Consider the following 12,417-nt stretch of genomic DNA (forward strand, 5'->3'; position numbering starts at 1 on the left):
CCCCCATCCCGAGCACCGCGAAGCCCGCCACCCGGGTCCTGGCCGCCCGGACCGGCCACGCGTCGAGATCCCCGACGTGTCGGAGTCCGTCCGCAGGGGGGTCCAGGGGAACACGGGGAGCGCGGGGAACCCGGGGCAGGCGGACGTCTGCGAGCTGGGGAAGAAGTACGGCGGCTGGCGGCCGGACAGCCAGGAGTCGAAGATCTGCGAGCAGACGTACGGCCGTTGAGACACGAGCGGGCTGCGCCCACAGCCCGCTCCTCCCCCCCGGCTGGCCGTCCTCAGCGCACCTAGGGCGTGTCCCCCAGCCGCACTTCCAGCCGCCGGATCTCCGCCCGCACCCCGTCCCCGTAGCTGTCGTCCGCCAGCGCCCCCGCCGCTCCCCGCGCCCGGCGCAGATGAAGGCGGGCGGCCTCGGCGCGGTCGAGCTTCACATAGTCGGCGGCCAGGCTCAGATGCAGCGAGGGGTACAGCGCCCGCACGGCGAGCGCACCGCCCGCGCCCTCCGCCTCCGTCAACGCCCGTAGGTCCCAGGCCAGTTCGTCCGCCGGGTCGTCCTGGGTGTCGGCCAGATAGTGGGCCAGGGTGCAGCGGTGCACGGGGTCGCCGTCCTCGCCGAGCTCTGTCCACAGGTCCAGCAGCCGGCGTCGGGCCTCCTCGCGGTCCCCCGCGTGGTGCAGCATGACGACCTGCCCGATCCGCGTCGGCACGGCCTCCGGTGCCGTCCGCTCCTGTCCTTCCGCCACCGCGTCCTCCGGGCCCTCGTCGGCTGGTCCCCCTCCTCCCGACGCTAACCGCCGTCACCGGCAAACCCGGTCAGGCGGCTCCGTACGGCACCGGGCCGGTCCGACCGCGGGACCGGCCGGGGACCGGCCCGGCAAGGGGTCAGCCCAGGTCCGGGATCCGCCAGTCGATCGGCTCGTGGCCCTGTCCGGCCACCGCCTCGTTGATCTGCGTGAACGGGTGGGACCCGAAGAACTTCTTCGCGGACAGCGGGGAGGGATGCGCGCCCTTGACCACCACGTGCCGGGTCTCGTCGATGAGCGGGAGCTTCTTCTGGGCGTAGTTGCCCCACAGCACGAAGACCGCGGGGTCGGGCCGGGAGGCCACGGCCTTGATCACCGCGTCGGTGAACTTCTCCCAGCCCTTGCCCTTGTGCGAGTTGGCCTCGCCGGCGCGGACCGTCAACACCGCGTTGAGCAGCAGGACACCCTGCTGGGCCCAGGGCATCAGATAGCCGTTGTCGGGGACGGGGAGGCCGAGCTCCTCCTTCATCTCCTTGTAGATGTTGCGCAGCGAGGGCGGCGTCTTCACTCCGGGGCGGACGGAGAAGCACAGGCCGTGGCCCTGGCCCTCGCCGTGGTAGGGGTCCTGGCCGAGGATGAGGACCTTCACCTGCTCGTACGGCGTGGCGTCCAGCGCGGCGAAGACCTCTTCGCGCGGCGGATAGACGGGACCCTTCGCCCGCTCCTCCTCGACGAACTCGGTCAGCTCCTTGAAGTAGGGCTGCTGCAGTTCGTCGGCCAGAACCCCGCGCCAGGACTCGGGCAGCATGGCGATGTCGGTCACGTCAACTTCCTTACGGTGTGCGGCGAACGATGGGAGGTGACCGCGAGGCAGTCACCTCCAGGCTTCAGAACCTACAGGCGACCACTGACAATCGCCCCGCCCACCGCACTTCCCGCCACTACCAGCTGGTCTTGCGGTACAGCTCCCCCATCATCATGATCGTCGAGGGGTCGAGGGCCCGCTCGGCGCCGGAGACCTCGGCGCTCGCGGCCACGTACTGCCGGCCCTGCCACAACGGCAGCAGCCGCGCGTCGTCGACGAGGATGCGCTGGGCGTCCTCGAAGTCCTTGACGACGTTGGCCCGGTCGCTCTGGGCGCGGGAGTTGGGCAGCAGCCGGTCGGTGATCGTGGGCGTGACGTAAGGCGTGCCGAGGGCGTTCTGCTTGCCGACGAACGGCGCGATGAAGTTGTCGGCGTCCGGGAAGTCGGGGAACCAGCCGCGCCCGAACACCGGGTATTCGCCGTTCTGGTAGCCGGTGACGTACGTCTTCCAGGGGCGGCTCTTCAGGGTGATCTCGAAGAGGCCGGACTCCTCCAGCTGGCTCTTCAGCTCCTCGAACTCGGCCTTGGTGGCGGAGCCGTAGCGGTCGCTGGTGTACCAGAGGGTGAGCGGGACGGGGGTCGTGATGTTCGCGTCGGCGAGGATCTCGCGGGCCTTGTCGGCGCTGGGCTCGCCGTAGTCGTCGAAGAAGCCCGTGGTGTGTCCGGTCAGGCCCTTGGGGACCATGGAGTACAACGGCTCGACGGTGTCCTTGTAGACCTTGTGGGCGATGGCCGGGCGGTCGATGACCTGGGCGATGGCCTTGCGGACGGCGGTCTTGCCGGCCATGGGGTCCTTGGGGTTGAAGACCAGGTAGTTGATCTCCGTGCCGGAGCCCTCGATCAGCTGGAGCTCGTCCTCGTCGTCGGCCTGGATGTCGACGATGTCGTCGGCGGCGAGACCACGGAAGGCGACGTCGAGCTCCTTGTCGCGCAGTGCGGCGACCATGGTGGGCGAGTCCTGGAAGTAGCGGATGGTCACCGCGTCGTTCTTGCGCTCGGCGTACCCGTCGTACTTGTCGTTCTTGATGAGCTCGGCCTGCTTGCCCTCGTCGTAGGACGCCAGGGTGTACGGCCCGGACCCTACGACCGTGCCGTCCTCGCGGAGCTTGTCCTCCGGGTAGTCCTCGGGGTCGACGATCGACATCGCGGGCGTGGCCAGCACGAACGGGAAGGTGGCGTCGGCCTTGTTCAGGTGGAAGACGATCTCGCGGTCGTTCAGCACCTGGACGCGTTCGAGGCTGCCGAGCAGGCCGGCCGGGCCGCCGTTGACGTTGATCTTTCGGATCCGGTCGATCGAGTACTTGACCGCCTTGGCGTCGAGAGCGTGCCCGTCGGAGAACTCCAGGCCCTCGCGCAGCTCGCAGTGGTACTTCATGTTCGTGTTGTCGGAGAACTGGCAGTTCTCCGCGGCGTCGGGCTCGGGCGCGCTCGAGCCGGACGGGTAGCTGAGCAGCGTCTGGTAGATGTTGCGGAACAGTTCCCAGGAGCTGTCCCAGGACGCGGCGGGATCAAGGGTGCTGGGGGCGGCCGTGGTCCCCACGACGATCGGCCCCTCCTCGTCCGAGGAATCGGACGAGAGGACACCGCACCCTGCCACCAGGGACGATATGGACGCGATGGCCGCCACCTGCCGCAGGCGTCGGATCCGGTTGAACACGCGCACGCTCCTCGATCTGCCATGCCAAGGGTCGGCAAAACATACCGCAGTGTTCCGGCCGGTGGACCTCCCGTCTCAGGAGCACTTGTCCGCCTCTTCGGTGACTACGTTGTCAAGGGCCGTTGATCTCCCGATACGTCGACAGGGGCGCCGCTGGTGTCCAGCGGCGCCCCTGTCGGAGTTCCCGTGCCTCAGCCGACGCCGGCGTTGAGGAAGATGCCGCCGTCGACGACGAGCGTCTGTCCGGTGACCCAGTCGGACTGGTCGGAGGTGAGGAACGCGGCGGCGCCGCCGATGTCGGAGGGCACACCGAGCCGGCCCAGCGGGTAGGCCGCGGCGGCCTCCTCCTCGCGGCCCTCGTACAGGGCCTGCGCGAACTTGGTCTTCACCACGGCCGGGGCGATGGCGTTGACCCGCACCTTGGGCGCGAACTCGTGCGCCATCTGCTGGGTGAGGTTGATCATCGCGGCCTTGCTGACGCCGTAGGCGGCGATGAACGGGGAGGGCGCGATGCCCGCGACGGAGGCGATGTTGACGATCGCGCCCCCGTTGTCCTTCTGCCAGGCGTGCCAGGTCTTCTGCGCGAAGCCGAGCGCCGAGATCACGTTGGTCTCGAAGACCTTGCGGGCGACGCCCAGGTCGAGGTCGGCGAGCGGTCCGAACACCGGGTTCGTACCGGCGTTGTTGACCAGGTAGTCGACCCGGCCGAAGGCCTCCATGGCGCGCTCGACGGCGAGGGCCTGGTGGGCCTCGTCGTGCGCCTTGCCGGCCACGTAGACGGCGCGCTCGGCGCCGAGCTGCTCGACGGCCTCCTTGAGGGCGTCCTCGCCCCGGCCGGTGATGACGACGCGGTCGCCGCGCGCGACGAGCGCCTCGGCGACGCCGTAGCCGATGCCGCGGCTGGCGCCCGTGACGAGGGCGACCTTGCCGGAGAGTGCAGGCAGTTCAGTCATGTTCGTCTCTCCCCCGGCCCTAGTCGAGCGGTCCGCCGGCCACGTACAGCACCTGGCCGGAGACGAATCCGGCCGCCTCGCCGGTGAAGAAGGCGATGGCGTTGGCGATGTCGTCGGGCTCGCCGACCCGGGCCACCGGGATCTGGGTGGCGGCGGCCGCCTTGAAGTCCTCGAAGCCCATGCCGACGCGGTCGGCGGTGGCCTTGGTCATCTCGGTGGCGATGAAGCCGGGGGCGACGGCGTTGGCGGTGACGCCGAACTTGCCGAGCTCCTTGGCGAGGGTCTTGGTGAAGCCCTGGAGGCCGGCCTTGGCGGCGGAGTAGTTGACCTGGCCGCGGTTGCCGAGGGCGGAGGACGAGGAGAGGTTGACGATCCGGCCGAAGCCCGCGTCCACCATGTGCTTCTGACAGGCCTTGGACATCAGGAAGGCGCCGCGCAGATGGACGTTCATGACGGTGTCCCAGTCGGAGACGCTCATCTTGAACAGCAGGTTGTCCCGGAGCACACCCGCGTTGTTGACCAGGATGGTCGGGGCGCCGAGCTCCTCGGCGATCCGCGCGACGGCCGCCTCGACCTGTGCCTCGTCGGAGACGTCGCAGCCGACCGCGATGGCCTTGCCGCCGGCCGCGGTGATCTTCTCCACGGTGTCCTTGCAGGCGGCCTCGTCGAGGTCGATCACGGCGACCGCGCGGCCCTCGGCGGCCAGTCGTACGGCGGTGGCGGCGCCGATGCCGCGCGCGCCGCCGGTGACCACGGCGACCCGCTGCTCAGTGGTGGACATGGATGACTCTCCTCGGGTGAGCGACCGCTTAGTACCTTCGATGGACGTGACGCTAGAAGCCCTGGCACGCGGTGTCAACGGCCACCGCGCGCATGTGATCCATTACCCGTTCCGTCAGCCGATCCGTTCACTTCACCAGCAGATCGAGCAGCCGCTCCGCCTCGGCCGCGGGATCGGAGGTCAGTCCGGTGTGCACGGGCCCCGGCTGGACGATGGTCGAGCGGGGCGCGATCAGCCAGCGGAAGCGCCGCCCGGGGTCGTCGCCCTCGGCCTGCCCCGCCGCCTCGCCGCCCGCGCAGACACCCTCGACGGCACTGAGCGCGGCCCGCACCCCGGCGACATCGGCGTCCGGGTCCAGCGCCCGCAGCCTGGTCTCGTCCAGGTGGGTCCGGGCGGCGACGAAGGCACGGGCGCGGCAGTACACCAGTACGCCGGCGTTCAGGCACTCCCCGCGTTCGATGCGCGGGACGACCCGCAGCAGCGCGTACTCGAAGACGTCCTGGGTGCGGGAACGGGTCCCCAGCGTGCGCTCGCTCACTTGATCCCCTCGATGCGTTCGTGGATGACGGCGGCGCGTGCGACCAGTGGCCGCGCGTAGGCCTCGCGCAGCGCGTCCGCCGACGCGAAGCCCGGCTCGTCCGCCAGCCAGACCTCCGGGATCTCGGAGGTCACCTCGGCCAGCAGTTCCTCGGTGACGAGCGGCGCCAACTCCGCGGCGGCCGACCGCACGTCCGGCGCGAAGGAGGCGAGGGCGTGGTCGGAGGCGTCGTACGCACGCGCCGCCGAGGCCTCGGCCCCGGGCCAGTTGTGCTGCCAGATCATGGTGGCGCCGTGGTCGATGAGCCAGGGTTCGCCCTGCCACATCAGCAGGTTGGGATTGCGCCAGGACCGGTCGACGTTGTTGACCAGGGCGTCGAACCAGACGATCCGGCCGGCGTCCCGGGCACTGACGTCGAACGCGAGGGGGTCGAAGCCGAGCGCGCCGGAGAGGAAGTCCATGCCGAGGTTGGTGCCGCCGCTGGACTTGAGGAGCTCCTGGACCTCCTGGTCGGGTTCGCCGAGCCCGAGCACCGGGTCGAGCTCCACCGTCACCAGCCGGGGCACCCGGAAGCCCAGCCTGCGGGCGAGTTCACCGCAGACGACCTCGGCGACCAGTGTCTTGCGGCCCTGTCCGGCGCCGCTGAACTTCATGACGTACGTCCCGAAGTCGTCGGCCTCGACGAGCCCCGGCAGCGAACCGCCCTCACGCAGCGGCGTGATGTAGCGGGTCGCGATGACTTCCTTGAGCATCGCCCCAGGTTACTGGCGCGGAGGCGGGCGAGGGACGGGCCGGGCGGGCGACGACGCGTTTGCGCCGACAGCGAATCGACAGCTCTGGACAGTGAACCGACAGCTCCGCTTTACCCACCTCCTCGCCGGACCGGGTCAGGATTTCGACTGCGTCTGAACAGCCGGTCCCGAAGGACCGTACCTCTCGGCAGATCAAGAATCCGCGGAAGGAACGTCAGCATGACCAGCGAATCAGTTCAGCAGGTGTCGGGCCCGAGCCGCCGTACCGTCGTGGCGGCGGTGGGCGCGGCGGGGCTCGCCGCTGCGCTGACCGCGTGCGGGTCGGACGACGACGCGTCCGGCTCCTCCACCGAACAGGGCGCCCCCGCCGGCGGCGGCGCGAGCACCGAGGCGGGCGGTTCGTCCCCGGAGGCGGGCGGCGGTGGTGCGGCGCTCGCCAAGACCGCCGACATCCCGGAGGGCGGCGGCAAGGTCTTCAGCGACGAGAAGGTCGTGGTCTCGCAGCCGACGGCGGGCGACTACAAGGCCTTCTCGACGATCTGCACCCACCAGAACTGTCCGATGACCGACCTCAAGGAGGACACCCTGTCCTGTGCCTGCCACGGCAGTCAGTTCTCCGTCCTGGACGGCAGCGTGAAGAAGGGACCGGCCACCCAGCCGCTGGCCGCCAAGGAGATCAGCGTGGCGGGCGACTCGATCACGCTCGCCTGACCTCACGCGGACGCTTGAGACCGTCCAGCACCTCGTCCGTGGTCGCGACCGTGGCGACCAATGCGAGGGTGTGGCGGATCATCGCCGGGGTGTAGTCGGAGGGCACCCCGGCGACGGCGTCCCGCGGCACGACCACGACGTAACCCCGGTTCACGGCGTCGAAGACCGTGTTGGGGATCGCCACGTTGGCCGAGACGCCGGTGACGATCAGCGTGCGGCAGCCGACGTTGCGCAGCAGGGCGTCGACGTCGGTGCCCTGGATCGGGGACAGGCCGTGCAGACGGCGTACGACGAAGTCCTCCTCGGCGACCTCGATCGGCGCCGCCACGCGAACCGCCGCGCTGCCGGACAGCTGCTGGACGGGGAGCCGTTCGGCGGCGCGGAAGAGGCGGGCGTTGCGGCTGGCCCCACGTCCGTCGGGGCGGCGTTCGGCCAGGGCGTGGATCACCTGGACGCCGCTCTCGTGGGCGGCCGCGACCAGCCGGGCGACGTTGGCGAGAGCGCCCGAGGAGCGGGCCTCGGCGGCGAGTTCGGGCAGCGCGCTGTCCCGGCCGACGACGCCCTCCTGGCATTCGACGGTGAGCAGGACGGTGGTCGCGGGGTCGAGCAGTTCGCTGAGTTCGGCGTACGACGGCATGGATCCCCCTGGGCCGGGCGGCGGCGTGGGCGGGCGAGCGTAGCCATGTTCGAGTGAGGACGGAACCACCATTGCCTCTGCGGGGAAGACGACTCATCCTTTTCTGACGTGATGTCAGAGGATCTCTCCTCTGGCACGACGTGAGAGAAGAGGGGGCCGCATGACCGTCACTCAGCGCCGGGGCCGGAAGATCATGATGACGCCCGGTGAGCTGGACGAGTTCCTCACCACCCAGCGCACCTGCCGGGTCGCCACGGTGTCCACCGATGGCTTCCCGCATGTCAGCGCGTTGTGGTTCGCCTGGGACGGCAACTCGCTGTGGCTGTACTCGGTCGTCCGCAGCAAGCGGTGGGCCGATCTGCGCCGCGATCCGCGGGTCGCGATCGTGATCGACACGGGTGAGGAGTACGAGCAGCTGCGCGGCGTCGAGCTGTCCGGCACCGTCGAGTTCGTGGGCGAGAGCCCTCGCGTCGGTGAACTGCGGGCCGAACTCGACGTCCCGGAGACGCTGTTCGCACGCAAGAACTTCGGGCTCGACGAGATGCCGCACGACGGCCGGCACGCGTGGGTACGGCTGACGCCGCAGAAGATCGTGTCCTGGGACTTCCGGAAGCTGGGGGCGCCGTAGGCGGAAGGCGGCGCATGGCAGTGGGCGACGGGTCGCGGGCGGCGCGCAGTCGGCGGTAGCGCGCGGGCAGCAGGCTGCAGGTCGCGGGCGGCGTCAGGAGACGTTCTGGCCCGCTTCACGCAGCCCCCGCACCGCCGCCCGGATCGACGGGCGGCGGTCGGCGTCGGCGCGCCAGACGACGTACACATGCCGCCGCACCCGCTGCTTCAGCGGCACGGTCACCACTCCCGAGGGCAACGGATGGCGCCCCAGCAGCGGCGCGATGCACACCCCGAGTCCGGCGGCGACCAGCGCGAGCTGGGTGTGCGTCTCGGGGGCGCGGTGGCCGAGAAGGGGCTCGATGCCCTTGGAGCGCAGTGTGAACATCAGCCACTCGTGACAGAACTCGCCCTCGCCCCAGGTAATCCACTCGTCCTCGGCGAACTCGGCGAGGTCCACCTCGTCCCGGTCCGCGAGCCGGTGCCCGACGGGCATCGCCACGTCGGCCGGGTCGTCCAGGATGTGCGCCTTGACCAGGCCCTCGGGCAGCGCCATCGGCTTGTTGTACCAGTCGAGCACGACGGCCAGGTCGAAGTCGCCGCGGATCACCCCGGCGATGCCGTTCTCCGGCTCCAGCTCGCAGGAGCGCACGCGCAGCGCCGGGTGTTCGGCCCGCAGGGCGGAGAGGGCGGACGGGAACAGCCCGCGTGCGGCGGTCGGGAACGCCGCCAGTCTCAGTTCGCCGACGACCTTGCCGCGCTGCGCCTCCAGGTCGGACTGGGCCAGCTCGACCTGCGACAGGATGCGCGACGCATGCTCGGCGAGCAGCCGTCCCGCGTCCGTGAGCCGCACGCCCCGGCCGTTCTTGGCGAGGAGCTGCTGGCCGACCTCGCGCTCCAGCTTGGACATCTGCTGCGAGACGGCCGACGTCGTGATGTGCAGGCCCTCCGCGGCGCCGCTGACCGAGCCGTGCCGGGCGAGGGCGTCGAGGGTGCGCAGGCGCTCCAGATTCAACATGTAAGCAATGCTACGAGATATCGAGTGCGAAATCTCGATTGTGCTACGAAGTTGTGTGCCGCATCGTTGCTGCCATGACCACTGCCGCCGTCTCCCGTGTTCCGGCCGATTCCGCTCCCCGTCCCGACTCCCACCCGCGCCCGCGCCCTCGCTTCGACTGGCGTCTGCGCTTCGCCGCCCTCTCGCTGATCTGGGGCTTCAGCTTTCTGCTGATCAAGGTGGGCACGAATGGATACGCCCCCTTCCAGGTCACGCTCGGGCGGCTGGTGTTCGGTACGGCGGTACTGGCGGCCGCGATGGCCGTGAAGCGGGAGCGGTTGCCGCGCGGGGCGCGTACGTGGGGGCATCTGACGGTCGCCGCGTTCCTGCTGAACGCGCTGCCGTTCTCGTTGTTCGCGTACTCCGAGCTGACGATTCCCTCCACGCTGGCGGGCATCTGCAACGCGACCTCACCGCTGTGGGGCATGGCCCTGTCCCTGGTCGCGCTCTCGGAGGACCGGCCGACGCGAGTGCGGGTGGCCGGGCTCGGGCTGGGGTTCCTTGGCGTGCTCACCGTGCTCGGGGCGTGGCAGGGCTTCCACGGGCTGGATGCCACGGGGACGGTGATGGCGCTGCTGGCCTCCTTGAGCTACCCGGTCGGCTGGATATACGTCCGGCGGACGCTGGCCGGGTCGAGTGAGTCGCATCTTTCGCTGACGGGGGCGCAGTTGTTGTTGGCGACGGTTCAACTGGCCGTCGTGACACCGGTGTTCACCTCGGTGCCCGGCAGCTTCCCGGTGGTGCCTCTGCTCGCGATCGTGGGGTTGGGGGCGCTCGGTACGGGGCTCGCGGTGCTGCTGCAGTACGGGTTGGTCGCCGAAGTGGGGCCGACGACGGCTCAGATGGTGACGTACTTCATTCCGGTGATCGCTACGGCTGCGGGGGTTGTGGTGCTCGGGGAGTCGCTGAGCTGGTCGACGCCGGTGGGTGCGGTGGTCGTTCTTGTGGGGGCGGCGCTTACTCAGGTGAAGCGGGGCGCCTAAGGGGATAGGTGGGGTGCGGGGGGTGTTGGCGTGTGCGGGCTGTGTGTGGCTGGTCGCGCAGTTCCCCGCGCCCCCAAGAAGCGGGTTGGCCACCCCCGGCCGCGTCTAGACGTGGCCCCGTTCCGGTGCTGGGTGGACCGCCCTCGCCACCGCGTCTGCCAGCGGGGAGATCTCGCCCCCGGCGAGGGTGGCGATGGTGATGCGGACGCCGGGTGGGGCGCTCATGCGGAAGCGGGCGCCCGGGGCCACGGCCCAGCCTGCATGGAGGAGGCGGGCGACGGCACCCGTCTCGTCGGGGACCGGGACCCAGACGTTGAGGCCGCTTCGGCCATGGGCCGTGACACCCCGGTCCGCCAGCGCGGCGATCAGGGCGTCCCGGCGGGTGGCGTACGCCACTGACACGGTCTTCGGGTCGACGGCGCCCTCGGCCCACAGACTGAGCAGGGCGCGCTGGCCGAGGCGGCTGACCCAGCCGGGGCCGAGGCGTTGACGGCCGCGGACGCGGTCGACGGTGACGGGGTCGCCGGTGAACACGGCGAGGCGCAGGTCGGGGCCGTACGCCTTGGCGGCCGAGCGGACGAACGCCCAGGTGCGGGTGGTGCCGGCGAGGGTGTGCAGGGGGAGGTCGACGATGCCGTGGCCGTGGTCGTCCTCGATGAGCAGGACGTCCGGGTGGTCCTTCAGCACGGATCGCAGGGCACGCGCGCGTGCGGCGCTGACGACCGCTCCCGTCGGGTTCTGCGCCCGGTCGGTGACGATCAGGGCGCGCGCCCCCGACTCCAGGGCCCGGCGGACGTCGTCCGGGAGCGGGCCGTCGTCGTCCACGCCGACCGGGACCGTCCGCAGCCCGACGGCCGGGACGAGGTCGAGCAGGCTGCCCCAGCCGGGGTCCTCGACGGCGACGGTGTCACCGGGCTTGAGGTGGGCAGCGAGAACGCGCTCGATCATGTCGAGCGAGCCGGAGGTGACGGCGATCGGTCCGTCCGGAACGCCGTCGGCGTCGAACGCGGCCCGCGCGGCGCGCGCCAGCTCCGGTTCCACGGCCGGGTCCCCGTACAGGACGGGCTTCCGGTCGTTCTGCTCGGCGGCCGCCGCGAACGCCCGGGCCAGGGGTGGGAGCAGCCGCGGGTCCGGGTTGCCGGTCGCCACGTCCCGTACGCCCTCCGGTACGTCGACCCGGATGGACTCACGCCCGGTCGTGGCCGGTTTGGGCCGCACGCGGCTGCCCCGCCGCCCGGCCGTCTCGATGACCCCGCGCTCCCGCAGGATGCGGTAGGCGGCCGCGACGGTGTTGGGATTCACACCGAGCTCCACCGCCAACTCCCGCATGGGAGGGAGGAGTTGCCCCGGCTCCAGCTCGCCGGCACCCACCGCGCGCTCGACGCTCGCCGCAATCTCCGCTGCGCGTCGCCCTTCGATCCGATATCCTCCTAGCACAAAGGAGATTATGCACTAGTGCAATATGGACCGCAAGTCCGCACAGCAAGGGAGACCGTCATGCAGGGGACCGAGACGTCGACGTCGACGGCCGCCGTCTACACGCCGACCGACCGCACCGTCCCGACCCGTTCCCCGGGCCGGGCGGCGTACGACAAGGAACTGGTGCACGCGATACTCGACGAGGCGTACGTCTGCCACCTCGGCTTCGTCCGCGACGGCGCGCCGGTCGTGCTGCCCACGCTGTTCGGCCGCGTCGGCGAGACGCTCTACGTCCACGGCTCGACGGGTTCGCGCCCGCTGCGCATGACCGGCCAGGCGGACCCCGGGCTGCCGGTGTGCCTGACGGTGACGCATGTCGACGCGCTGATCCTGGCCCGCTCGGCCTTCCACCACTCGATCAACTACCGGTCCGTGGTGGTGCACGGCACCGCGTACGAGGTGACGGACCCGGAGGAGAAGCGGGTGGCCCTGGACGCGCTGGTCGATCACGTCGTGCCGGGCCGGTCCCGTGACTCGCGCCCCGCCAACAAGAAGGAACTGGCCGCCACCGCCGTCATCCGCCTCGACCTGAACGAGGTCTCCGCCAAGCTCCGCACCGGCGGCGTGAACGACGAGCCGGAGGACCTCACCCTCCCCCACTGGGCCGGCGTCGTCCCCCTGCAGAAGGGCTACAACACCCCCATCCCCGACC

The 12,417-nt window shown here is 70.7% G+C and carries 14 protein-coding genes and 1 pseudogene; 5 read left to right on the top strand and 10 right to left on the bottom strand.

What is annotated here, in order from left to right; all coding sequences use genetic code 11:
• A pseudogene (locus tag L0P92_RS35555) lies at positions 1-229 on the top strand (hypothetical protein); the annotation flags it as partial.
• 61 nt (positions 230-290) lie between these two features.
• On the opposite strand, the gene L0P92_RS35560 reads toward L0P92_RS35555, so the two are convergent.
• From L0P92_RS35560 to L0P92_RS35590, 7 genes are all read right to left on the bottom strand, one after another.
• On the bottom strand, positions 291-746 hold the full coding sequence (locus L0P92_RS35560) for a hypothetical protein (RefSeq protein WP_234767185.1): 456 nt from the start codon (positions 744-746) through the stop codon (positions 291-293).
• A gap of 139 nt (positions 747-885) precedes the next feature.
• Entirely contained in the window at positions 886-1,569 is a 684-nt protein-coding gene (locus L0P92_RS35565) for a uracil-DNA glycosylase (RefSeq protein WP_234767186.1), read from the bottom strand.
• Positions 1,570-1,687: 118 nt separating this feature from the next.
• Positions 1,688-3,268, bottom strand: a complete 1,581-nt coding sequence (locus L0P92_RS35570; protein ID WP_234767187.1) for an ABC transporter substrate-binding protein — start codon at positions 3,266-3,268, stop codon at positions 1,688-1,690.
• Between the two features lie 191 nt (positions 3,269-3,459).
• Positions 3,460-4,221, bottom strand: a complete 762-nt coding sequence (locus L0P92_RS35575; protein ID WP_234767188.1) for an SDR family oxidoreductase — start codon at positions 4,219-4,221, stop codon at positions 3,460-3,462.
• Positions 4,222-4,240: 19 nt separating this feature from the next.
• On the bottom strand, positions 4,241-5,002 hold the full coding sequence (gene fabG / locus L0P92_RS35580) for a 3-oxoacyl-ACP reductase FabG (RefSeq protein WP_200703193.1): 762 nt from the start codon (positions 5,000-5,002) through the stop codon (positions 4,241-4,243).
• Between the two features lie 127 nt (positions 5,003-5,129).
• A complete protein-coding gene (locus tag L0P92_RS35585; protein ID WP_234767189.1) occupies positions 5,130-5,540 on the bottom strand; it encodes a DUF3037 domain-containing protein in 411 nt (136 codons plus the stop codon).
• A complete protein-coding gene (locus L0P92_RS35590; protein ID WP_234767190.1) occupies positions 5,537-6,292 on the bottom strand; it encodes a HipA family kinase in 756 nt (251 codons plus the stop codon). The genes L0P92_RS35585 and L0P92_RS35590 overlap by 4 nt, the downstream gene beginning before the upstream one ends.
• Positions 6,293-6,511: 219 nt before the next feature.
• Between L0P92_RS35590 and L0P92_RS35595 the strand changes: the two genes are divergently transcribed.
• Entirely contained in the window at positions 6,512-7,003 is a 492-nt protein-coding gene (locus L0P92_RS35595; RefSeq protein WP_234767191.1) for a Rieske (2Fe-2S) protein, read from the top strand.
• On the opposite strand, the gene L0P92_RS35600 is transcribed toward L0P92_RS35595, so the two are convergent.
• Positions 6,990-7,640, bottom strand: coding sequence for a cysteine hydrolase family protein (locus L0P92_RS35600; protein WP_234767192.1), 651 nt, complete (start codon positions 7,638-7,640; stop codon positions 6,990-6,992). The two genes, L0P92_RS35595 and L0P92_RS35600, sit on opposite strands and share 14 nt — an antisense overlap.
• 160 nt (positions 7,641-7,800) lie before the next feature.
• Between L0P92_RS35600 and L0P92_RS35605 the strand changes: the two genes are divergently transcribed.
• A complete protein-coding gene (locus L0P92_RS35605; protein ID WP_234767193.1) occupies positions 7,801-8,268 on the top strand; it encodes a pyridoxamine 5'-phosphate oxidase family protein in 468 nt (155 codons plus the stop codon).
• Between the two features lie 93 nt (positions 8,269-8,361).
• On the opposite strand, the gene L0P92_RS35610 is transcribed toward L0P92_RS35605, so the two are convergent.
• Entirely contained in the window at positions 8,362-9,264 is a 903-nt protein-coding gene (locus L0P92_RS35610; RefSeq protein ID WP_234767194.1) for a LysR family transcriptional regulator, read from the bottom strand.
• Positions 9,265-9,338: 74 nt separating this feature from the next.
• On the opposite strand from L0P92_RS35610, the gene L0P92_RS35615 reads away from it, so the two are divergent.
• Positions 9,339-10,286, top strand: coding sequence for a DMT family transporter (locus L0P92_RS35615; protein WP_372497385.1), 948 nt, complete (start codon positions 9,339-9,341; stop codon positions 10,284-10,286).
• A 105-nt stretch (positions 10,287-10,391) separates the two neighbouring features.
• On the opposite strand, the gene L0P92_RS35620 is transcribed toward L0P92_RS35615, so the two are convergent.
• Positions 10,392-11,723, bottom strand: a complete 1,332-nt coding sequence (locus L0P92_RS35620; RefSeq protein WP_234767196.1) for an aminotransferase class I/II-fold pyridoxal phosphate-dependent enzyme — start codon at positions 11,721-11,723, stop codon at positions 10,392-10,394.
• Between the two features lie 60 nt (positions 11,724-11,783).
• Between L0P92_RS35620 and L0P92_RS35625 the strand changes: the two genes are divergently transcribed.
• The coding region (locus tag L0P92_RS35625; RefSeq protein ID WP_234767197.1) for a pyridoxamine 5'-phosphate oxidase family protein at positions 11,784-12,417 on the top strand (634 nt) is incomplete at its 3' end.

Source organism: Streptomyces muensis (genome assembly GCF_021474425.1).
GTDB classification, from domain to species: domain Bacteria; phylum Actinomycetota; class Actinomycetes; order Streptomycetales; family Streptomycetaceae; genus Streptomyces; species Streptomyces muensis.